14 protein-coding genes and 1 pseudogene are annotated in these 25,387 nt (G+C 32.1%); 5 read left to right on the forward strand and 10 right to left on the reverse strand.

Features of this window, described 5'->3' with window-relative positions:
• Positions 1-360 precede the first annotated feature (360 nt).
• The 3 genes from DN392_RS16950 to DN392_RS16960 are packed head-to-tail and all read left to right on the forward strand — an operon-like array spanning position 361 to position 4,083.
• Positions 361-1,869 carry a spore germination protein gene (locus DN392_RS16950; protein WP_000052367.1) on the forward strand — a complete coding sequence of 503 codons (1,509 nt, stop codon included), beginning with the start codon at positions 361-363 and terminating at the stop codon, positions 1,867-1,869.
• A complete protein-coding gene (locus DN392_RS16955) occupies positions 1,856-2,959 on the forward strand; it encodes a GerAB/ArcD/ProY family transporter (protein WP_000527372.1) in 1,104 nt (367 codons plus the stop codon). The genes DN392_RS16950 and DN392_RS16955 overlap by 14 nt, the downstream gene beginning before the upstream one ends.
• Entirely contained in the window at positions 2,956-4,083 is a 1,128-nt protein-coding gene (locus tag DN392_RS16960) for a Ger(x)C family spore germination protein (RefSeq protein ID WP_088321591.1), read from the forward strand. Before DN392_RS16955 ends, DN392_RS16960 begins: the two co-directional genes overlap by 4 nt.
• A gap of 189 nt (positions 4,084-4,272) precedes the next feature.
• Here DN392_RS16960 and DN392_RS16965 read toward each other — a convergent pair whose 3' ends face one another.
• On the reverse strand, positions 4,273-6,255 hold the full coding sequence (locus tag DN392_RS16965) for a methyl-accepting chemotaxis protein (RefSeq protein WP_142292478.1): 1,983 nt from the start codon (positions 6,253-6,255) through the stop codon (positions 4,273-4,275).
• Positions 6,256-7,305: 1,050 nt separating this feature from the next.
• Between DN392_RS16965 and DN392_RS30885 the strand changes: the two genes are divergently transcribed.
• Positions 7,306-7,365 carry a hypothetical protein gene (locus tag DN392_RS30885; protein ID WP_241033910.1) on the forward strand — a complete coding sequence of 20 codons (60 nt, stop codon included), beginning with the start codon at positions 7,306-7,308 and terminating at the stop codon, positions 7,363-7,365.
• A gap of 578 nt (positions 7,366-7,943) precedes the next feature.
• Here the strand turns inward: DN392_RS30885 and DN392_RS16975 are convergent.
• The 6 genes from DN392_RS16975 to DN392_RS17000 form a co-directional block, all read right to left on the reverse strand.
• On the reverse strand, positions 7,944-10,553 hold the full coding sequence (locus DN392_RS16975; RefSeq protein WP_088321592.1) for a putative mucin/carbohydrate-binding domain-containing protein: 2,610 nt from the start codon (positions 10,551-10,553) through the stop codon (positions 7,944-7,946).
• A gap of 511 nt (positions 10,554-11,064) precedes the next feature.
• Positions 11,065-12,198: a hemolysin BL binding component B gene (gene hblA / locus DN392_RS16980; protein WP_001038657.1), complete on the reverse strand. Its 1,134-nt coding sequence runs from the start codon at positions 12,196-12,198 to the stop codon at positions 11,065-11,067.
• Positions 12,199-12,229: 31 nt separating this feature from the next.
• Positions 12,230-13,456, reverse strand: a complete 1,227-nt coding sequence (gene hblD, locus DN392_RS16985) for a hemolysin BL lytic component L1 (RefSeq protein WP_048561857.1) — start codon at positions 13,454-13,456, stop codon at positions 12,230-12,232.
• A 65-nt stretch (positions 13,457-13,521) separates the two neighbouring features.
• Positions 13,522-14,841 (reverse strand): hemolysin BL lytic component L2, encoded by a 1,320-nt coding sequence (hblC, locus tag DN392_RS16990; protein WP_088321593.1) that lies wholly within the window; start codon positions 14,839-14,841, stop codon positions 13,522-13,524.
• Positions 14,842-15,542: 701 nt separating this feature from the next.
• On the reverse strand, positions 15,543-16,469 hold the full coding sequence (gene bla, locus DN392_RS16995; RefSeq protein WP_064469609.1) for a class A beta-lactamase Bla1: 927 nt from the start codon (positions 16,467-16,469) through the stop codon (positions 15,543-15,545).
• A gap of 275 nt (positions 16,470-16,744) precedes the next feature.
• On the reverse strand, positions 16,745-18,877 hold the full coding sequence (locus DN392_RS17000; protein WP_074650380.1) for a peptidoglycan D,D-transpeptidase FtsI family protein: 2,133 nt from the start codon (positions 18,875-18,877) through the stop codon (positions 16,745-16,747).
• Positions 18,878-19,270: 393 nt separating this feature from the next.
• Between DN392_RS17000 and DN392_RS17005 the strand changes: the two are divergent.
• A pseudogene (locus DN392_RS17005) lies at positions 19,271-21,032 on the forward strand (peptidoglycan D,D-transpeptidase FtsI family protein).
• An 11-nt stretch (positions 21,033-21,043) separates the two neighbouring features.
• Here the strand turns inward: DN392_RS17005 and DN392_RS17010 are convergent.
• From DN392_RS17010 to DN392_RS17020, 3 genes are all read right to left on the reverse strand, one after another.
• Positions 21,044-21,871 carry an SH3 domain-containing protein gene (locus DN392_RS17010; protein ID WP_001060749.1) on the reverse strand — a complete coding sequence of 276 codons (828 nt, stop codon included), beginning with the start codon at positions 21,869-21,871 and terminating at the stop codon, positions 21,044-21,046.
• Positions 21,861-22,394, reverse strand: a complete 534-nt coding sequence (locus DN392_RS17015; RefSeq protein ID WP_000393076.1) for an RNA polymerase sigma factor — start codon at positions 22,392-22,394, stop codon at positions 21,861-21,863. The genes DN392_RS17010 and DN392_RS17015 overlap by 11 nt, the downstream gene beginning before the upstream one ends.
• Before the next feature lie 598 nt (positions 22,395-22,992).
• Positions 22,993-24,963, reverse strand: coding sequence for a penicillin-binding transpeptidase domain-containing protein (locus DN392_RS17020; RefSeq protein WP_061672565.1), 1,971 nt, complete (start codon positions 24,961-24,963; stop codon positions 22,993-22,995).
• Positions 24,964-25,387: the final 424 nt, after the last annotated feature.

Here is a 25,387-nt window from a genome sequence, read left to right on the forward strand (position 1 = left end):
TTTTTTATTGAGCATTGAGGTATGAAAAAATAATTCTTCCTACAAAATTCAGCTGAGTAACATAAAGACATCTAAATTAATACCTTTATCGCCATCTATTGTTGACAACATATTTACCAACTAAAAAAAGAACCTATCAAGGGTTCTTTTTTATTATAATTATTCAAATTTCAATTTTATCTTGATACTTAGATTGCCACACAAATTACATCTACTTTTTGCTCTCAATTATTGAATTAATAATATAGCACATCAAATTTATTAATCCTTATCTCCAATTCGTTTAAATTAGTGAATAAAATTCAATCATATAAAAATAATAACTACAACTAATCGTTATAAATTAAAGAGGTGTCAATTTTGTCCTTAATTGAAGAGACCTTAGAAACTAAGACAGATAAAAACATTGAAAAGATCCAAACAAGTAACTTAAAACAACTTAAAAATACACTAGATAATATCTTTGATATTAGTGCAGATTTGATTGAACATTCTTTGCAATTAAAAACAAACACGAATATTTTACTATATTATTTTGAAGGCCTTACAGATGGTGTTGCATTAAAAGGAAATGTTGTTACACCATTATTACAAGAAGTGAATGAAGACAGTCAAATATTTAATTCTAATATTATTGCTACTCATACCAAAATAGTATATACGTGGAATGAAATTAAAGAAGGATTACTTGAGGGACAATGTGTACTGTTTATGGAAGGAGAAAAGAGGTCCCTTCTAATAAATACAAAAGGCTGGGCAGAAAGAGCGATTCAAGAACCCATTTCAGAAGTTACTATTAAAGGCTCACATGATGGGTTTATTGAGAATGCCACAAAAAACATAGGCTTAATTCGTCGATATATTCCTTCTACTGAATTGAAAATTAAAAAAATGACAATTGGCGAACGCGCTACTTCTTTAGTCTATTTAATTTACTTAGGGGATGTAGCAAACGCAGATGTAGTCCAAGAAATAGAAACTAGAATCTGTAAAATTAAAACAGATGCGGTATTGAGTATTGGGGAACTATCTAATTATACAAAAGATCAAAATTGGACTCCTTTTCCACAGGCTTATTTAAGCGAACGCCCAGACGCCATTGCAAATCATATACTTGATGGAAAAGTAGCAGTGTTAATGGATAGATCCCCTGGTGCAATGGTTGTTCCAATGAATTTAATTGGATTTTTTCAAACTCCAGATGACTATAATATTCATTGGCTCATTGCATCATTTTTTCGTTTATTACGATTTGCAGGATTTATTATTGCTATTTTTTTACCCGCATTTTATATTGCTATAGTCTCTTTTCACTTTGAAATCATTCCTATAGATTTATACACTTCTATTGCAACATCTAGAGTCAAAGTCCCTTTCTCTCCCTTATTGGAAGCTTTTATAATGGAAATTACACTAGAAATGCTACGTGAAGCTGGTATTCGTTTACCACAACCCATTGGACAAACCATAGGAATTGTTGGAGGGATTGTAATTGGACAGGCAGCTGTTCAAGCTGGTCTTGTAAGTAACGTTATGGTTATTATCGTATCTATTACAGCCATTGCATCATTTATTGTTTCTAATTATGATTTATCAAGTTCTATACGCCTTATTCGTTTCCCAATGATGTTATTGGCATACTTTTATGGGATTGTAGGTATTGTTAGTGGATTAATGCTCTTATTTGCTCATTTTGTTTCACTAACTTCCTATGGTTCACCATACGGATTGCCAATCGCACCATTTCGGCTCCAAGAGTTAAAAGATTCTTTTGTAAGATTTCCTATTTCTATGATTACCACCCGCTCGAGTACAGGACAGCCGAAACAAAAAAAGAAAAAAGAAGGTGGTTCGCATGGGGAATCTTAAATTTCAAAACATAACTTTATTCGAATTTATTATTTTCATTCATTCACTGCAACTTGCATCAGGTATGTTAATTATGCCAAGCCCACTTGCTACTACTGCTGGCACAGATGGCTGGCTTTCAATCATTCTTGGATGGATAGTTACTTCTATAATAGGCATATTTATTATATTAATGTTACAAAAAAATCCTAACAAAAATTTCTCACAAATCTTAAAAACATACTTTGGGAAATGGATAGGGACAATTCTTTTTCTTTTATATGCCTTTTATTTATTTTTTGCTGGCTTTAATACTTTATTAAAGGCAACTGATATTGTAAAAGTGTGGATATTCCCTTCCACTCCTGCTTATCAAATCACCATATTATTACTATTACCTTTTATTATTTTAGCTCTGAGTGGGTTAAGGGCTCTTACTAGTTATTCTATGCTTGTTTTCTTCTTCACTACTTGGATGCCACTATTTCTTCTTTTTTCACTAAAGACTAACTACACCCCTTTACACCTACTACCTATTTTTAAAGATGGATTATACCCTATTGTAAAGGCAACAAAAGAAACCATTACTCCTTATGCTGGCTTAGAAATTGCATATTATATATACCCGTTCTTACAAAAAAAACAAAAAGCCATAAAAGGACTACTAATAGCGAATACTGGAACCATGTTTTTCTATCTATATGTGACTATTCTTTCTTATATATACTTTAGTCCAGAGGGGATAAAAGACGTAATCTGGCCAGTATTTCATCTATTAAAAGGGGTTCGTTTTTCTTTCATGGAACGATTAGAAATTATATATATCGCTTACTATTTAATTGTATTTTCCACTACGATATATCCGTATTTATTTTTCAGTTTTGAATCTGTGACCATTTCACTTCAAAAAAACACCCGCAATTGGGCGCTGCTTGCTTTTATGTTATTTATAGTTGGCATATTTATTTTCCTAAATCCCGATGTGGATCAATATTTGTTTATATATTCTCTTATGGATATCTTAAATGTCGTTTTCTTTATTCTATTACCAATCTTATTTTTCTCTTACAGTATTCTTTTTACTTGGATTATTAGGAGGAAGCAACTTTGATTCGAAAATGGATATGGATTGTAATTTGTTGTGTATATATAATTGGTTGTAGTCAGAGAATTCCTCTTGAGAAGGTTTCATTAATCCTGTTAATTGGCTTGGATAAAACCCCTAATGGAGACATAAAAGTTGGAACAAGCATACCACTCTTTCATCATAAACAGCAAAAAAGTACTATAGAACATTGGACACATGCATCAACTGTATATACTGGATTCAGTAAGATAGATACGAAATTAACGGGCTATATGACAGCCTCCAAAGCTGAAATCATTTTAATCGGGAAAAAATTGGCAAAAGAAGAGAATTGGTTGCAGGAGCTTGATTCATCATACCGTGATCCTTACGCTACCATTAATACTAAAGTAATACTTGTAGATGGACCTACAGAAGAAATTTTTAAAATTCATAAGCCTAGTAAACCATCACTTTCATCTTATATAAATGGTGTAATCGAATCCTCAATTCAAAATAACCAATCCGTCTCTTCTACAATTCAACAATTAATGAGAGAACAAAATGAAGAAGGAATGACGCAAACTGTTCCAATTATCAAAAAAACAAAGAATGAAATCGACACAGTAGGAATTGCATTTTTAAATCGAAAAGGGAAATATTTAACTCATATCCCTAAAAAAGATGTTAAATTTTTCAATCTTATAAGTAAGCCAAAAAGTAACGGCCGAATGATACTACACCTTGCGCTTCCTCCTAAAAAGTCCAACAAAAAAACAAACACTTCTATCTTCGTACAGAACGCGACAAGGAAAGTAGATGTTGATTTTCAAAACGGAAAGTTTATATTTAATTTCAATATATATGCTAATGTAGCTTTAATAGAAAAAACCAATGCGAATTTAATTAAGGGGCACTATGATAATAAAACAAATATAAATAATATAAAAAGTGCTATTGAAAAAGAAATTAATAAGAATTTACAAAATATGTTGAATGAAATACAGCAGAATAAAATTGATCCAATCGGATTATCCCTATATGCTAGAGCTTTTCAATATAAAGAATGGAAAAAAGTAAAAGGAAATTGGTTGCAAGCGTTAGCAGAGGCTAAAATAAATGTAAAGACACACGTCAAAATAAAAGATACTGGGACCATTAGAAATTAGTCTTAGATTTAATAGCATTTCTCAAAGGAATCACATATTGTTCTAGTGATTCCTTTTTATGAGAGAATAATGCCTTGCTTTAACGAAAATACAATATATGCAATTATTCATTTATTTGTTCTAGTTATGAAAAAATCTATTCCTGTCAAAAAAGCTTAGTTCAAAGAAAAACTTTCTATGAATCTATACTTATATCTTAAATCCACCAATTAACTCTTGAAGTTCTTCTGCCATCTGTGCTAAGTGTATCGCTGAAGAATTTATCTCTTCCATGGAAGCATGTTGTTCCTCAGATGAACCTGCTATCGTTTGCATGCTTGAAGAATTTTCTTTCACAGCCATAGATATTTGATCAATTGATGTATCGACTTTCATTGCATCAGTTGTCATTTTATTTGATAGTTCCACCATACCATGCACTTTTGACACAATATCATTTGCGGATTTTGAAATCTCATAAAAACTTTGTTTTGTATCATTCGCAACCTGAATTCCCGACTGTACTTCTACACCTACTTCATTCATGGCTTTTACAGTCTCATGTACATCTGATTGTATTTCCTTAATTAAACTTCCAATTTCCATTGAAGACTCGGATGATTGCTCTGCTAACTTCCTAACTTCATCAGCAACAATTGCAAAGCCTCTTCCCTGTTCTCCTGCTCTAGCTGCTTCAATTGCTGCATTCAATGCTAATAAATTTGTTTGTTCCGCAATATTTTGAATCGCTTCTAATATACTTCCAATTTGTTGCGATTTCTTATCTAGTAATTTTATTACATTATCAGATTGAGAAACAGAGTGATGTATAGACTGCATTTGTGTTACAGTTTGTTCTACTAATTGTTCACCCTCATTGGCTTTTTGTTTTGTGTATATGGATGAATCCGATACTTCAGAAGCATTATCAGCTATGTATTGAATATTTCGTGTTACCTCACCAATTAATTTAGCTCCAGATTCAACTTCATTATTTTGAACCTCTGCACTGTTCGAGATTTCCTCCATTTCTTTTGTAATTTGTTCTGTCGCAACACTTGCTTGCTCTACGCTAGCAGTTAGTTCCTCAGAAGAAGCAGCTACATGTCCTGCAGATGTATTAATTTGAGTAATAATATTACGTAACGACTCTGCCATTGTATTAAAACTACCACCTAATTGACCAAGTTCATCCTTTGAACGAATATCTATTTTCTCAGTTAAATCTCCCTGACTAATTCTTTGAGCTGAAATTACTAATTGTCTTAGTGGAGTAATAATTGATCTAAGTATGAAGAAAATTAAAATTCCACCTAACAATAATGAAGCCCCTATTATAGTGAGCGTTTTATAAAAAATAGGATTGGTAGCTTCTTCAATTTCTTTCGTAGGCATTACACCAGCTATTTTCCATCCTGTTTTTTTGTTTGTCTTAAAGCTTATGTTTCGATCTTCACCATTAAGGCTATAAGTAATTACTGCATCTTCTTTCTTGTACAGTTCATCCACTAAAGTTTTCTCTAATTTCTCACCAGGCTTCAGTGATGGATGAACAACTATAGTTTTATCTTGACTGACTATAGATACAAAGCCTTGCTTTCCAATTTTTATCATTTTGGATGTTTTTACGATATCATTAATATTCAAATCTACGCCAATGACACCACTTTTATCTGCATTTTGCTTTGCAATTGCAATTACCATATTTCCTGTAGCCTTTGATTTATATGGAGATGAAACAATAATCCCTCCATTTGCTTTTACTGCATCCTTATACCAACTACTTTCTAACGGATTAAACCCTTCTGGTATTTTTCCAACAGGTGCATGAATAAATTGATTGTTACCGGATGCCGTATAAATCGTTTCTATCTCTGGATGTAACTGTATATATTGATCAAATTTACTCTGTACATTTTGTAATTGTTCAGGATTATAATCGCCTTGTGTGAGTACCTTTGCAAAATGAGTTACATCTGTATGTTTATTTTCTAATTCATCATCTACAATCTTATCTAAAATACTTACATTATCTTTTGCTGATTGTAGGATTGTTTCATTAAGATCTGTTTTTGCCTTATTATAGGATGATACTCCTACGATAAGACTAGGTATAATTAATATTCCGATAAATGCCATAGACAACTTCGTTTTAAGCTTTATTTGTCCCATTCTTTCTTTTATATTAAACACTAGATACTTCTCCTTTTCATTCATACTACTTATATAGTTTATTTACATTTTTTCTCCTTTATTTTTTCCACATTCACTTATGGTACCATTAGAAATGAAATCATTTTCATATTCATTTACCTTTATTTTCATATGTAGCGATTTAAATTCCACAAGCTGAGTTTTATATATCCTCCTTTCGAATATGTTTTTTAGATTAAGCAATTATTAGACTACGAATTATTCCAAATAAACTGGATGAAACATATACTTCATTTTTAAAAAATTATTGGCTTTGTTTGGATAAAATTTTAATTTAGCGCTATACAAATCATGTGAAATCCTTACCACAATAAATGCACTATGTATAACTAAGTGAATTTATTCTTTTAATAATTATATTTAACTGCCTTTTAACTATTCTAACTGCATCACTTCATTCATTCATTTATCTATTTACTACAGCCACTTTTGTTGTATTGAATCACTAAACCATAAATTCTAAATAGAAGAATAAAATAAATTGGAAAACTTCATTGTAACATGTATATATAAGTTTTAAATATTAAAATTGAAAAATATATTATTTTTAGTTTCATAAAATGCTAAGGACTTATTATGAAACTTTTTTTGACAACCGCATATATCAGGATAATACTAACATTAGAATACACTTTCGCAGGAACCAATATGGATTTTGGAGAATGAAATGTTATGAAACATATTAATATTAGTAGGAAGTATGACTAGCATTGAAATAATTTCACCAATAAAAGAAGTTAAAACCACAGATTCTGATCCTTTTAATGACGATTAGGGATTTAAAACCATTAATGAATTGGAGGAAGCTGAGAATAGTACATACCAACCCGACTGGAATATGGAATACCTCATAAAGGAGATACTTACTACTTAATTCAACGTTTTGGTGCCAAAATAAAAAATTTCAACGTTAACCCTTCCGACTCTTTACAACATTTTATAACAATTGAATCAGAATTTATTACTACTCCGAAAGGGTTAGAAATTTAGAGAACACCGATTACAAATGTATATACTAAAGGGACATATATTGCACTAATTAAGTATAACGGAGAATTTACCTACTCAAATCATTTTCAAATTAATTAACTCTTTCCTACTCAGTAGCTAAAATTGATTAATTAGGTAGCTATGAAGAATTAAGATCTTAACCAGCTTCAATTGGAGTTTAACTTTTTTAATATAAACACAGTTTACTTTTAATAGAAGTAAGTTAACTATTCTATCCACCTACTCTTCGTATACAATATTGCATACGAAGGACCTTAAATATTTTGGTATACTATGCATGTGGATTTTTCATCCAAAATTCCACTCAAACGCATATTTATGTATATGCCGACCCTAATTGCTAAAAGTGTGCTTGTACTTAGGTCTTTAGATATTTTACATTTTGAATCTTAATACTAATCCACGTATGGAGTCAGTTGTTTTCTAAAAAAACATTCCAGCGTTTTTATCAATTGATTTTAGAATAGTTAAATAATAACACCATATACAAGCTCTGCATAAATTATTCATTTTCTTTTATATAATACCTACCTTTTTACTTCTGATAAATCATTAAACATTGGATTATATTTCACTTTTATATAAATAAAAGCCAAATAGCCGTTCATAATGAACGACTACTTAGTATCTAACTAATAATTTAAATGTTCTTCATGTTAATCTATTTTGTTTAATCCCGTTGAAGTAACTTGATAGATTCTTTTTTTTCCTATATATTCTTGTTTATTATTCTCAAGGTTAGTAAGTGTAGCCCGTGTCTTTTCATTTACTGCCTCCCCTTCTATATGGGTAAACTCAATGTAATCTCCCACTTTTATGGGCACCACTTGGCTTTCAGCAGTTTGTTGTCTATTTCCCACTATTTCCTTATTGTACACAACACTACCGGATGAATTCTGTACTTTAATACTTGCATACGTATTATTAAAGTAAGAATGTGGTACACCTGCTTCTAAATTCACCTGCATTTTCTCTGTTACCCTATTATAATCTACTTTTGCGATTTCTCTATCACTATATCCCTTTAAAGACCAGCCAAATTGATTCCCGTCTAAAACCGTTGTTTCTGGCATTTTTTCTACTTTCTTCAGACCTTCTTTTGTAACTTCGTACATTGCTTTTTTTCCAAAGCTTTCTTGCTTACTGTTATCTACATTTGTTAAAGTAGCTCTATGCACACCTTCTAGATGTGTTAACTCAATATAATCTCCTACTTTAACTGGAACTTTTTGCGATTCAGCATTTTGTTGTTTGTTTCCATAAATGTCTTTCTTGTATACTACTTTGCCTGATGCATTTTGTACTTTAATACTCGCATATGTTTCATTAAAATAGTGATGTGGTACGCCTGCTTTTAAGTCCATTTGCATTTCTTCTGTCGACTTATTGAAATTGATTTTAGCAAACTCAAAATCACTTATTCCTTTTAGTGACCATGCAAATTGATTCCCATCTAAAATTGTTGATTCTGGCATTTTTTCTATTTTTTTCAGGCCTTCTTTTGTAACTTCGTACATTGCTTTTTTTCCAAAGCTTTCTTGTTTACTATTATCTATATTTGTTAAAGTAGCTCTATGCACACCTTCTAGATGTGTTAACTCAATATAATCCCCTACTTTAACTGGAACTTTTTGCGATTCAGCATTTTGTTGTTTGTTTCCATAAATGTCTTTCTTGTATACTACTTTGCCTGATGCATTTTGTACTTTAATACTCGCATATGTTTCATTAAAATAGTGATGCGGTACGCCTGCTTTTAAGTCCACTTGCATTTCTTCTGCCGACTTATTGAAATTGATTTTAGCAAACTCGAAATCACTAATTCCTTTCATTGACCATGCAAACTGTCTTCCTTCTAAAATATTATTTGCATTAGGCACATTTGGTTTAATCGGATTAGAATCAGTACCCTTCCAAATCTCTGCTGTTAAAATTGGATATCCTAATGCAGCCACTTTTTGAATGGTATCATTATTTGGACGTAATCCCCACTTCTCAAAGAAAGGCATCAAATTTTGTTTGGCTACTTTTGATGCTGAGATCATAAATAATTGTTTTTTATTTTCATCTGTTTGTGGAAGTTCATCAGAAGGCATATCTCTATACAATTGATGCAGTTTAGGATAGAAGTCTTCTCCATATGCTAATTGTAGTTGCCAAAGCATAACAAGCTTAACAAAAGCATCACTAATTTCATCATAATTTTTATTAGATTGTTCTAAGTATTGAAATGCCTTAGTATAAGCACCCTCTTGTTGCAATCTAAAAGGTTGATTAGATGTAAATGCTTTTTCTACAGAAAGGCTGTAAATATTATTTTGTACTTCTGTCATATTATAAAACTTCCAAGGTGATTGCTGTCTCAAATGCCCTGCCTCATGCCATGGACCCCAACCATCTTTTATAAATTTATTAATATCTAACACGTATTGGATTGCGTCTCCCACATATGCGGTTCGATAAGAAGTTGCATACATATAATAATCAGGAGAATGATTTTCTTCTACGTAATGAATATAATGTTTATCTGCTTGTTCTTCAGATAATCCAGCTACTTTGTCTTGAATTCGAGTAGCTTCATCCATCTTTTTTAAGAGTTGTACAGGATCTGTATTAGAGCCTAACAAATATTTCTTAACACGTGCCGGGCTGGCCGTAATTAATACACGTTCTCCCTTTAACTCCACTGCATGTGCATTTGGATATTGGTCCAGCATGTTTATTAAATCTTGTTTCGTATGTTTGCCTAGTTCAAAGAAAGGAGTAGTCGCTCCACCCGTTGTGACTGTTGTTCGAATAGTGCCACCTTGTTGTTTATTATAAAAATAAATCATCCCCCCATTTGGAGATTGGATTGTGTTTATACCAGGTTTTAATGTAAATGATTTTATTTTAGAATCTTCTCTCCAAGAAGCATCATACGAATACGTTCCAATGTATGCTTGAATATTTTGATTTCCTTCTACATTAATCGTTATTTGTTCATTTGGCTTTGCATATAAACCAGTGGGTTCATATGGACTAAATGCCATACTTTTTCTTTCCTGTTGTTTCAGTATCTCAACATCCCCTTTTCCTGGGACTGTATATATTCTGTTTTCTGATTTAACTGACTTTCCCTCTTGCAGTGATGTTGATAATTTTTTTTGCTGCTTTGTTTCCTCTGCAAAGACATCTGATGAAGAAATCATTCCAGTCGCAAGCATAGTTACTGTAGCAGTAGCTGCAAGTATTTTTATAGTTTTATATTTTGAATTATTCCCCATATTATCTCCCTCATTTTTCCTTAGTGCATGTAAGGATTATTATTTTATTTATTATTTTTTTACACCAAAAATTATTTACGCTATTTATGTTGTATCTAATACTCTATTTTTTCTCATAATAGTCTCCTTTTCTTTATTTCTAATTGTTTATAAATGTTATTTGATGACACATAAAATAACAACTTTACGATAAACTCATCAATAACAACCTATTATGTTTTGATTTAGTATTCTTAACTTCCATCTAATTGTATAAAAGTATTCAATTAGGAAAATAAGAATATAAAGCTCACTAATCATAGATTAGGTTTTACGGAAAAATTCATAAAAATTATTCACCTTAAAAATTCAAACTTGTATAACTACTTTCTACATATAGGATGGAATTATAAAAATATTTCAATAAAACAAAAGACAGAGGCCTGATTATACCTCCGTCTTTTCAATTTATAAAGAACAAAAAATCATTTTATAACTGTATAAATGCCCTTGCAACAAATACCGTATTCCGCTATTTTTTTGAAGAAACAGGATCCATTTTTAATGTTTTTATCCCTTCTTTTAATGTAAACGCATCCGCTCTCAATGTTTTCCAACTATCTTTCGCTGCATTCAAATTAGGTTTTAGGAATTTGAATTTATTTTGATCCGCTTTTTGGGATGCTTTATCAATATGACTAAGCACTCCCGAATATTGAGAATCTAAATCATGCCATTGTGCAGACATATAGGTAAGTGCATTAATAGCCGATCCAATCGCATTGTGCATTTCATTAATATTATTATACGCAACACCAACTACACGATTTAATGTTACTTTATAATCTATAGTCTGACGTAATTGTGCTAACAACGGCTCTAACGTACCTAAATTATTTCTTGCTACCCCTATCATTACACCACCAGCAATCCACGTAGGAATTGAGGGAATTGATACAGTTATTATTCCATCTGATTCTACTTGTTTAAAATGTCTAACTTGCTCTAAAACTTCATTTAGGCGCTTTTCATCTTCATCAATTCCAGATGCTTGGTTTTTCAGAATCGAATGCAAAATATCTTTATGACCTCCAAATGCCCGGACATCTTCTCCAATACTATCTCTTAACTTAGCTAGTTCTTGTATTAAATTCTGTGTATATGCTTGATTTTGTTTAATCTCACCTTGTAAATCTGTAATGCCTTCTTTTAATGTGTCTGCATCCCCTTCATTAATCGCTTCTACTAATGTGTCATAATAATTGTCGAATTTAGTATCATACTCTACAATCCCCGTCAGTGTATCTAAAAGTTGTTTTTTTATGTGTGAATCCCATTTTGTAGCATGCTCTCTTGCATTCTTTTGATCTTGTAGAATTTGACTAGGTAGATTTGTATATCCTTTAATGTCAATTCCTTCAAAGTTAACATCTGGGTTTTTAATTAACAAATAAGAGTAATCATTCATAGATTTTGCAAATACCCCAGCATCTTGCAAAGCTTTTTTCATCTTTTCGCTGTTTACAGAAAGAGATATATCTTCGGTACTAGTTTGTTCCATTTTACTTTCACTTGCGAAGGCTGCCACTGGAGAAACTACAGTAGTTGTTGTCACAGTTAAAAATGTCGATACAGCAATTAGTTTATAAGGAAAGTTTTTATTCATTTTAATTCCCCCTATACATATATATTGATTTTTAATTTGTTTTTTCTTGTTTAAAAGCAATGTCTTTTGAAATGAATTCTGCATCCTTATGAATATCATTCCAACTTTGTTTTGCAGCCTTTAAATCATCAGGTATTAAAGAAAGTTTATGTTCTTGCATTTGGTCGATATTATCATATAGATCTTTATAATTTGCTCCCATCGTATTCCATTGTTGCTGAATATTCGTTAGAGACATGATTGCTTGATCCACTGTTTGATACAAATATGTCAACGTGTCTTTTGTATTAGTAAGTGAAATAACTGCTTGGTTAGCAAGATCGGCTTTCATACTTAATTCTCCGATTTTATTAGAAATTTCATTATAAGAGTTCATATGATTAGATGCCGTAACACCAGCTGCTGTTCCTAAACCGATACCAGCTGCCCCTAGAGCTGTTAGACCACCAACAACAGCTGGTGTCGCTGTGCCACCGGTCACAACAATTACTACCGCTCCTGCAATCGTTCCAATAACTAAAATAGCTGCTCCTAATCCACCACCAATTGACCAGGCTAATACATTATCAAAATGTGCTTTCTGCGTAGAACGTAAATTCTCAATTTCGGCCTGAAGTTGTGGGACTAGTGCTTGTTTTCCCGCTAATATAGCCGTTAATCCCCCTTGTCCATCTGGACCTCCAACATTATTTTTAAAATCTACAGTATTTGTATACAACTTTGTTTTGAAAGCTTCTAACATCTTAATAACTTCCGTAACTTCATTTGAATTTGTATGAATTGTACCGATTAAATCCCCTATTCCTTCTTTGAGGCCCCCCTTATCTTTCTTTTTTACAGTATCTACTAGTGTGTCGTAATAATTTTGAAATTGTTCATCATAATTTACAATATTACGTGCTGTCTTTTGAATGTTTGGCTTCGCTGTATCTAGCCAGTAATTTGCATTGATTCGTGACAGTTCCTGATTCAGGTGAATGTTTTTGATTAATTCTCCCCCTCCTGAACCTAAATCAACGTTGGATAAATTTACATTCGGTTGCTTAATCATTGTTTTTGCGTACAAATCCATTACAAGAATATGAGAGCCTGTTTCAGCCAACACTTTCTTTAACCCTTCAGGTCCTAACGCATAATTTTCTATTTTCTGTTCTTGTGCTGTCTGTTCTTGTGCAAGTGCGTGAATAGTACTACCATTCGTAGCAGTTATAACCGTTGCTAAAGCGGCCAAAGTTATGACCTTAAATGGAAATTTCATTTTTTAATTCTCCTCCTTATTTCCAGTTGCGTTATAATTTTTTCATTAAACCTTATTTCTTAATGTTAAAATTTATTAACTTGTTCTTCGAGTTGATTTGTTACATTTTTTAGTCGTCTTAATGTATCTTTTTGAGACTGAGTGTTATTCGTATCAACTTCAGTCGATAATTTTGTAATACTATTATTTATTAGATTCAAATCCTCTTTATAACGTTTCATTAGCTCAATTTCTCCATCTACTTGATTAGCAAATGTATGCAAATCATTTTGCATGAAAAGAATCATTGATTTTTGTAAATCTGCTACTGTTAATTTAGTTGTTAAGTCATATAATGTCTGATTTTGTTTCTCTAAATCATTTAAATATGCTCTTTGCTCTGCTGTTAGTTTATTAATTTCGGCAAAGGTACTATATGTTTTTTTAATTTTTTCAGGATCAATCACTTTCATAAGATCATACTCTTTCGTTTTGGTAACCGCAGCTGCAGCAATTTCACCTTTTTTACTTTTCTCTATCGCTTCACGCGCTTCTTTTTTGGCAGCTTCAATTTCTATAACTGATTTTCCCTTTTCTGTTGCTTCTTGCTCTGCTTTCTTCTCTGCTTCTACAATAGCATTGTTTATTTCTTTTCCTTTGTTATACGCCACTACTGCGGTTTGAGCAGCCGGTTCAATGATATCTTTTGATAGACTATAAATTTCTTGGAATACCTTTAGCCCTTGTTCATTTAAAGCTCCTGGTAATAATGCTATTTGCTCTAAATCATTTTGAATTGATTTTTTTGTATTTAGCATTTCATTTTTTAATTTGTCTATTTTTCCTGTTCCCTCTGAACTAAGTACACTTTGTGCTTTTACCACATCTGTATCAAGATTTTTCAGTTTCTTATCTACCTGTAGTTTAAGATCTGTTAACTCATTAATCTGACGTTGCACGTTTTCTTGGTTTGTTATAGTCATATCTTGAAGAACTTCCAGTCTATCTAAAAACCCTTCTTTATTTTCCTTATTATCTACAAATCCTTTTAATGTTGGATAATAGCTATTAAATTTGGTTGCAAATCCTTTACTTTTTGAATTTAGTAGAATTAATTTTGGATATAGTTCTGAGGACCACTCTTTCATATCTTGTTTAATTAGAAATTGAGTTGTATTTAAAGATGGAACTTCTTCAAGTTGCAAATTCGGACTTGCTAAGGCTCCATCTATAAAGGTTTGTGTTAATTTGGAGTGTGCACCTATTTTTCGTAATGCTGAGGAAATATCTATATTTTCTTGTTTCGTTTCTGCCTGAACGGTTGGCGTTGCGAGAGTATTGATAGGAATAGTCGCTCCAGTAACGATTGATGTTATTAAAAATCCTGTCATAATTTTATTCTTCATTCCGTACACCTCTTCACTATTGTTTTTTACAGTTTTAATCGTAAATGTTGTACAACCTAACGTTAGGATTTCATCACACACACTTGAGGATAGAAATTTTTTCAAAAAAGTAATTCCATCTCGTTTTTTATTTATTTTTGATAAAATATAAGGACCTTACTTCCCCTTCATTTTAAACACTATGTTTTTCATAAGTAAACCTGAAAATCACATTGATTAAATTTGATTTTTCAGATATTTATTATTCGAATTTAAAAATATTATATTTAAAAAAGTTAAATACAAATTTCATTTCATAAAGTGAAATAATTATACTATGATAATTAAACATAAAAATTCTTTGATTCCCTTAAATCTATATGAATCCCCTTACCTAAAAATGATTTTAATATAATTTAATAGTGATTAGCACATATGTGTCTTTTATATGGATATGTAAAATTACATATCCATCTAGGAGTATCTAGCTTAACTACTCCAAAATATTATTATCGTATACATAATAATCATATTGCTACGAACACCACAGGAGAAAATTTCCCTCATGCACTTTAGGGAATAAATCGTCCATGAAATAATAATTTTCGCTTATATACTTACTATTCATTATAGGAATACAAAAAAGCGATTCTTTTCACATGAAAAGAATCGCTTTCTAGGTTCATATTTTCAATTACATTACATAAAGAATTGAGAAATTATCATTTAAGAGCCTTAACTATAACTTCAGTTGCCTCTGCAATGAGTTGATTATCATAAGTAGCTTCTTTCTCATCTTTACTAGATAAAATTGCGATAATAATGGGTGCTCTATTTGGCGGGCAAACGATAGCAATATCATTTCGTGTCCCATAACTTCCAGCACCTGATTTATCTCCAACTATCCAGTCAGTTGGTACGCCTGCACGAATAAGTTTGTCTCCTGTAGCATTTCCTTTCATCCACTCTGTAAGAATGTTACGTTTATGAGCTGGAAGCGCATTTCCGACCGTGAAAGCTTTCAGATTAGTAGCAATTGCTTTCGCTGTACTAGTGTCACGAATATCTCCTGGAATAGCCTCGTTTAACTCTGTTTCAAAGCGATCAGCCATAGTAATCCGATCACCCATCTGTCTAAGCGCTTTTTCATATCCTTTAGGTCCGCCTATTTTATTAAATAAAATGTTCCCTGCAGTATTATCGCTGGAACGAACGGCGGCCTCTGCAATTTCTCCTAGTGTCATTCCGGTATCTACATGTTTCTCTGTAACAGGTGAATATTCCACTAAGTCGTCTTTCGTATAAGTGATAACTTCATTTAATTTATCAGTTGAGTTTTGCTGTAGCAATACTCCTGCGGCTAACGCCTTGTAGGTTGATGCAAAGGCAAATCTTTCGTTAGGTCGATAAGCAATTGTTTGATGTGTACCAGTATCAATCGCATATACACCTAATCGAGCATCAAATTTTTTCTCAAGTTGAGAGAATTCTTTATGCGTCGCCTGATTTTTATGTTTCACTTGTCCAGTCTTTTCTTTCGCTTCAACTTGCAGTGACCCTCCTGTAAAAGCTTCTAGGCTTGTAACACTTAAACCTAATATACCAACGCATATTCCTATTTTTAGCATCCTTTTGTTTTTCAAAATCATCATTCCTTTCAAATTTTCAATACTGAAAACAAGTAGTAAATTCAATACACTGTATCCTATTTAAAAACCTGTTTTTATACGTACACATAATAGACCACCTAAGAAACAAGTTTGTTCCATAAATTTAAAACCTTTTTAACAGTAGCCAAAATATTAACAAAAGTAAGAGATAGCAACTGTGGTAGTTGCCATCTCTTATTTCAAATCTTCCTTTAACTTATAAAGGCTTTTATATAAACAGGGTCACTTCCCCTAAGAAAAATACTCACATTTTACTAATTTTGATTAGAACTATCTGTACTAGCAGCTTCACCATGTATACGTTGCTGTTTTAAATCAAAGTATACATCTAAAACTTCCTTTCCAATTATAGAATTAATTCCACTTTTATCATCATGAAGCCATGGGACTACAATAGAAAATGCCACTTCTGGATTATCATATGGAGCATATCCAACTAATGTTAAGTTGTAACATTCCATACGTTCTCCTTTTGCATTTCTACCAATTGGATCATCTCCACCATATACAGTTTGAGCTGTCCCTGTCTTTCCTGCTGGTTTATATGAAGCATTTTTGAAATGTTTCACGCCAGTTCCATCACCTTCTTGGAATACCCATCTAAACCCTTCTTTTATCCGATCAATATGTTCTGTCTTCATATCAATTCGATTTAATACGACAGGCTCTATGGAGCGTATAACTTTACCAACCTCTTCTTTTATTGATTGTTCTCGTATTTCTTGTACAATTTGTGGTTGCATTCTATAACCGCCATTAGCAATCGTTGAAATATATTGCGCCAATTGCAACGGCGTATACGTATCATACTGACCAATAGAAAAGTCTAGTAAAAAACCAGGTTGACTATCTGCTTTTCTAGTTTGTCCAATTATTTCATTCGGTAAATCAATACCTGTTGGGACACCTAAACCAAATTGCTTGAAATAATAACGCATCGTATCAAAGGCTCCTTGTTTAATATCCAATGAGCCATTTGGTACGTAATTAACTCCCGCAATTTTTAAAGCTGTCTGGAACATGTATACATTCGAAGATACTTGTAGAGCTCGTAAATCATTAATATTACCAAATCCGGATACATTCCACGATTTCTTAGCTTGTGTACCTTTAAATTTCATAGGTGCATCATAAAATTGATCTCCTGGATGTATTGCCCCTGTCTCATATCCAGTTAATAAAGTAGCACCTTTTACAGCTGACCCTAGCTCATACGAAGTTGTCATGTTGCCTAATGCCAAATCCTCAATCTCTATTTTCCCTTCTTTTTCTACAATCTTTTTGCCTGCCATAGATAAAATCTGGCCATTATTTGGATTCGTCATGACGACAAAAGCTCGGTCCAACAGTGGCTCTGAACTCTTAAAAGCCCTCAAGTTTTTCTCTATACTTTCTTCCACTTTCTTTTGTAATTCCATATCAATCGTTAATGTTAAACTATTACCACTTTTTCCTTTAGAGATTATTTCTGTGCTAACAATATTTCCTGATTTATCAGTAATGTTTTTCACTTCTTCTTTTGTACCGTGTAATACATCTTCATATCGTTGTTCAATATAACTTTTTCCTACACGATCATTACGGTTATATCCACGTACCAAATAAGAATCTAAGTTTTCTTTCGGTAATCCTTCTTCACTGCTTGTAATATTACCTAACACGGAACGAAATAAATTACCATTTACGTAATTACGTTCCCAATCAACCGTTGCATCTACTCCTGGGAACTCCATAAGCTTTTCACTTATCTGTGCATACTCTTCATCTGTTACATCTTTTTTAATAATTTGTGGTGTCAGTTGATAACCTGAACTCATTTTACTTTTAATAGCTAACACTTTTAAATCTTGTGCTGTTAATTCTGCCAATTCTACTTCTGTAACGCGACTTCGTCTTAAGTCATCAATTTTTTTATCTAACTCTTTTCCCTCTATTCCCTTTTCTTTAAACTTTTCTATATCTTTTTTAGTAATCTTTGTCTCCGCATGTTTCGTATTCAACTGCATCCAAAAATCTTTTTTATCGATTTCAGTTAACTTATTTATATCTTGTTCGGGCATTTCAAGTACTTTCGCTAAGTCTTTTGCTGTTTTTAAAATATCTTCACTCGTAATTCCTTTCACCCTTGTATACGTAATTGTGCGAAGAGATTTATTATTAACGACTGCTTTCCCTTCTCGATCTAGTATTTGTCCACGTGGAACTGGTATACTAGTTGTTTCATTTTGACTGCTCTCCACTTGGTTCTTATAAGCCTCTCCCTCAACGATTTGTACTTTTCCTAGCTGCATAATAATGGCTGAGAATAGTAGAAATATGCAAAGGAACATTATATTTAATCGAATAGATATATATGTCTGCTGCTTTTTTTCTTTTTGTTTTTTCATAAATCCTCCATATAATTCTTCCGGAACTCCTCACTAATACTTAGTAAATAAATACGTTCCCTATATATTAGAAATCACCATTCAGTTATAAATAGTGTCTTATCTTTTTTTCTACATCCTTGTAAGCATCAAGCCTTCTTCGTTTAGCCGCGTAATTGATAAATCCCCTTTCCTGTTTTTCTCTCTATTTTTTTATTGCTTGCATTAGAAACGCTAAACTGTATAATGACTCATATTAAGCTTAAACATAGACTTGCTAGTAACTTTTCATACTAATTATTCCTTTCTTCATGCTGTTATACTTAATAGACAACCTAAATAATAAAATTGTTCCACATTTACAAAAAAAATAATTAACTATAAGATGAAATAGGCTACATAAGGGAGGGTTATATGTTACATATAAAAAGATGGAGATTTTTTGCGGTTCTTTCTATTGTAGGTTTGATTTTACTAATTTTATTAAAAATCAACTTCATCTCAATTACTATCGCAACTTCTTCAGCTGAAAGAGGAAAAATTTCCGATCAAAATGGTGTAATACTAGCTACAAATAAGAAAGTTAAGTCTCTATATTGCACTTCTAATGATGAAAAGGTATCGAATCAAGATACATCAAACACATTAGCTTTTTTTAATCAATTTTCAAACGAGTTTCAACATGACATTTCGGCAGAGGACATAAAATCACAATTACAACAATCTTGTAAAAAGCAAACTATGAATGATTTACCGTTATACTCTGACATAAATGAGAGTGAACTTACATTCATAAACAAGAACAAACCCAATAATGTAATAATTAAAGATGAATGGATTCGATATTATCCTAAACACGAAGTTGGTTCACAGCTAATTGGGTATGTAGAAAATGACCTTAATTCTAAGTATGGACCTGTTGGAGAAAGTGGGATTGAGCTTCAATATGAAAATGATTTAAAAGGAAAACCCGGAAAAACACTGATTTTTAAAATGAATAATAAAAAATTCTTATGGAACATTCAAAAAGTTCAAAAAGGAAAAGATGTCCAGATAGCTTTAGACTCTAAATTGCAACAAAAAACAGAGGAAGCATTAAGATCTCAAATTAAGAAAATACGTGATGCTAAAGCTGGTTATGTTGTAGTAACCGATGTAAAAACTGGCGCAATTTTAACTATGGCCAACTCGGCAGTGTTTGATCCAAATACATTAAATACACATGTATCATCTAAAAATGAAAACATTAAATCACTTTCGCAAAATAAAGCAATTCAAAAATTAAAGTATGGTGAATCTTATGTAAATATGGCCTCAACTATAAAGCCACTTACTATTTTAATTGGATTAAACGAAAAGCTTTTTCAACCTGAAGATACTTATTTAGATAAAGGTACTTTTCAATATGATAATCAAAATAACATTACGAATGCACCTGGAACGCCAACAGGTGAGATTACACCAAGGCAGGCTATCATTAATTCATCTAACACATTTATGACAGCAAAAGTAGCTCTACCCTTATTCAACCAAAATAATGGGAATATAGAAAAAGTTGCACATATATGGACAGAGTATTTAAAGCAATTTGGCCTTCGTTCTAAAACCGGGGTTGATTTACCTTTTGAAGAAGACGGACAATATGAATTTCATCCAACAAACAAGTTTGAAAATGGTATCTCCGCCTTATTAAATGCCTCTTGGGGAGGAAATGAAGTACACACTCCTCTTCAACTTGCTCAATATGCAGCAACTTTAGCAAGTAAAGGTGATAAATATAAACCTCAAATCGTAAGTGCTATTATTGATCAAAATGGTAAGGAAACAAAAAAGTTTAAACCAATTTTAGAAAGTTCAAATCGTTACCCGGTGAAATTTTGGAGTGTCGTGCAAGGTGGGATGAGCCAAAATATAGAGGAAATTAAAAACTTACCCTTCCATGTCGCAGGTAAAACGGGTATTACAGGTTTTCCGAATGAGCAAGAAAAAATGATAAATCATTCTCTTTTCATTGCATATGCTCCTACCGAAGATCCACAAATCGCCATTTCTGTCGTTATTCCTGGTAGTAATTCAGAAAAAAACATCGCTGCTCTCGTTACATCGGAAATTTTAGAGTCTTGGCATACACTTCAAAAAAAAAGATAATAACAAAGAGGAAGGTTCATTAAAGTGAACCTTCCTCTTTTACCATATAGAATCTATATTTATTATTTTCCAATCACCATTATCATTCTTTTCGAACATAAATGAATACTTAATATCAGTTAAAACATACTCTTTTTGTACATATCCAGTATTACCGTTAATTGTCGATATTTTTATATATCCATCATTTTGCACTTTTTCTGGAATCCAAGCTTTTACCATTTCATTAGATACTTCATATAAAACTTGTGATTCTCGTTTTGGTTCAGCTAAAATTTTTGTTTTATTTCCAGTAACCGTTGCATATATAAAATGCGCTTGCTTTGGTTGGTTACTTTCTGTCAATCCACTTGGTACTTTGTATACTTTTTTTGTATCATTTGCAAATTCTCCCCCCATTGTAAGAGCGACTTGCAACTCATGAAAAATATCTTCATCAAACTTCAATTCATCCTTCTTATAACTCTTCCCTTTAAATAGAACTTCATCATTTAACGCTCTATACAAGTCATTTTCATTTTTTGAATTTGTACTTTGATATAATTCATTCATAAATTGTTTTAATGTTGGATCTTGAGCAGACTCATCTTTAGTTTTAGGCTTAATTTGTGTACTACTTTGGACCGGTGATTTATTATCATCAAGCCATGGTTGTTGAACGATAACAAATAACATTGTACAAACCAAAACAACTACTATAGGCAATGCTCTTTTACGAAACGGTCTTTTATGTTTTACAAGATCCGCTTCATTATTTTCATATATAGACTGCTTTATTTTAAAAATAAACTCTTCTTCATCTTTACGATTCTCCATTGGGCCTTTTTTTAATTGTTTATACCAGTCAGGATTTTGTTTATTGTTCATCACTACTACCCTCCCCTATTAATTTTGAAACCTTACTTCTCGCACGGCTTAATCTAGATTTTACAGTTCCAATGGATACTCCTAGTGTTTCGGCCATTTCTTCATAAGATAATTCATATTTCGCGTCTAAAATTATTATTTCACGGTGTTTTTTAGGTAGTTTTAATACAACATCCCACACTTCATTCATTTCCTCTTGATTAAAAAATTCTTTTTCTGCCGATGGAGATTGCTTATCATCACTAAAAAAACCTACTAATGATATCCTTTTAAAATAGGAGGATTTCAAATAGTTTATTGCTGTATTTCTTGTAATTTTTAATATCCACGTTTTAATAGATGACTCCTTTCGAAATGAATTCCAATTTTTAAATACCTTTATAAATACATCTTGCGTGATATCATCTGATAAGTGTGGATCTTTCGTAATAATAAATGAATAATTCCATACATCTTGCCAATAGTCTTTTATAACATAGTCAAGCTCATCATGAATACACTTTTCAATAAACGTCTCTTCCATTTCCACACCTCGAACTTATTTGAATAAAGATAAAACTGCCCTCACTTTTATTATGGTTTCAATATATAGACAAGATACAAGTTTCATTTGTTCCGTTCTTTATCTTTTTTTAATAAAAAAATCCTCCTAAAAATGTAAAGCGGTGCAATTACTTTCATAACATAATCATCTATACATTCTTTTACATGACAGGCTCCTAACAACAAGTAAAGCATACAATGTTAAAAATACACTCAAAAAAAATCTGATTATTATTTGTGCATTTCACGCAAAACTCCACTTGTATCACCCTTTTTCTTAGAGCATACTTATTTGTGTGCTCTATTTATGTTTTACTAAATAACTGTTTTGTTAAAGTTTAAAATTCCCATCACTTGTCCCTTTCAATTTGTTTTACTCTTCTATTTACTATTAGCAATACCAACCTTTCAAAAATGAAAACAAAGATGAGTTATTATCTTTATTCAGCCACAACAAAAAAGCATTCTCGATTAAGGAGAATGCTTTTTCGAAACTTAATTGTTCTTTGTATTGCTCAATTTATACCTTCGTGTTAAGCAAACAATGAATGTAGTAAAAGATTTCACCTTATAGTTACTTATTTTTTCTGAAAAACATGTTTTACTTTTTCGCCTGGAACGTTACTCCCCCCTCTTCCTTTTACATCTTCGATCATCATGGTAACGATCATGTCGGGCGCATTTGCATCAAAAGCTGCAAACCATCCAAGTTCTTTTCCGTCTGCTTCTTTCGACTCCTTCAGTTCTGCTGTACCGGTTTTACCAGCAAGAGTTATACCATCAACCTTAGCAATTCTCCCCGCGCCATCAGGGTCATTAATGACTTTTATTAATGCGCTCTTTAATATCTCTTGATTCTTTTTAGAAACCACATTTTCTTTCCAATTCCCCGCTACTTTTGCTTCTTTTAAAAGATGAGGCGATGGAATATTCCCTTCATTCACAATCGGTGCATATGTTAATGCTAAATGAAGCGGTGTCATTAATACTTGTCCTTGTCCATATCCCGTGTCTGCTAGTTGAATATCATTTTTTATCCCATCTCTTGCAATGATTGAAATAGGAAATTCGTATTCGATTGGTAATTTTTCATGAAATCCGTATTTCTTAAATTCATTTACATACTGATCTTTTCCCATTTTCAAAGCTTGTTGAGCAAAATAAATATTATCAGAGTACTTCATTGCCTTATCAAAATCAATTGGACTAGCTTCCTTCACACGTGTTACATAATAATTTCCCCAAGATGAATCTTTTGCCCACTTTAATCCTTGAATTTTAAATTCTTCCTTAGGGTTTATAGTGTTTGTTTCCAAACCAATTGCACCAGTAATCGTTTTAAATACGGAACCTGGTACAAATGCTTGTGTAAAACGATTCATCATTGGTAGTTTCGAGTCGTTATTCCATGCTTCTCGTTGGGCTTTTGATGCTCCTCTAACTATTGTATTTGGATTATAAGCAGGGCTACTTACAAGTGCAATAGTTTCACCTGTTTTAGGATTGACCGCTGCACTAGATCCTGCTTCATTTTTCATCTCATTAAAGATTTTTTCTTGAATTGCAGCATCAATTGTTAACGTAACGTTTTCCCCTTCTTTTGCTTCTTTTTTTGCTACATTTTTAATCTCTTTTCCATTCTCATCTTCTATAAATACGCGTCCACCTTTTTCGCCACGCAATTTATTCTCTAATACTTTCTCTAAACCTGTCTTACCTACTAAATCATCAGCTTGATAACCTCTTTTTTGAAGCGATTTTAACTCCTCTGCATTCACCTTTCCTATATATCCAGTTAAGTGTGCCGCTGCTTCTCCTAATGAATACGTACGAATATTTACTGGGCGAGATGATACTCCTTCTAATTCAATATAATCATTCTGTCTAGTTCCCTCTTTTAAAATCCCAATTGGTACAAAGGAGTCTGGATTTATCCATTTCGCTGTAAGCTTCTGATTGACCTCTTCTATAGACATATCCAGTAACTGTGCTACTATTTCTTTTGTTTGCGCTGCCGTTTCGCCTAGTTTCTCTGGAATAATTCCAACCTCAGTCGCTTTACCATTCGTTGCTAGACCCTTCCCATTTCGATCATATATTTCTCCGCGTTTTCCTTGTTCTATTTGCATACGTACTTTGTAATCTTTTTTCATACCTGGAAAAATGAAATCTGGTGTCCAATCTATTTTCCAAGATTCTTTTTCTTTCACAAGTTTTGCTTCATGGATAAATGAAGCTGTTCCTCCATCCGTATCCATCTTAACTTCAAAAAGAAAAAGTTCTTTATCTTTAGCATTCTCTCCTTTCGTTTTAATTTTTAAATCCTTAACTCCAATACCCTCATAGATTTTTTGATATTTCTCGGTGAATTCCTTTTTAGAAATCGTTTTTTGGGCATGTTCTGATAAATGATCATACATATTTGCGAATTTTTTATCATTCCATAAATTTATATATTCTTCAAATGCTTGTTTTGGCGGTTCGTTTTTATTACATCCTACCAACATAACTGCAAAACAAAAGAAAACCAACATCCATAATTTTTTCAATTCAATCTTCTCCCTTAGTTAAAAATATTTATTCCTTTCTTGATATATTAAATAAAAAATGTTGTAACGCTAAATAGACAGTGTAAGTAATGAAATTGTTCCACATTTACAAAAAAATTTAATTTATGATTAAGCTGCATTCGAAGGGGAAGATTTTAAAATTCTTACAAATAAAAAAGCGGACCTATTTAGCAATCGGTGTCATTATTAGTGCTGTTTTAACAATTTTATTTAAAATACCTTTTAGTTTGAGTTCTCCGCTCTTATCTTTTTTGTAGATATTTGAAACAAAAAAGACCCCTTATACTAAGGGTCCTACAATAGAAAATAACTAAGTATAAACAATAAAAAGAATTACTGAAAGTATAATTTATAGGCGCTTTATATCCTTCTATTTCGCATCAAAACCCCTGCGCTGTATGCG

The sequence above is a fragment of the Bacillus sp. BB51/4 genome (assembly GCF_008368845.1).
Lineage (GTDB): Bacteria > Bacillota > Bacilli > Bacillales > Bacillaceae_G > Bacillus_A > Bacillus_A wiedmannii.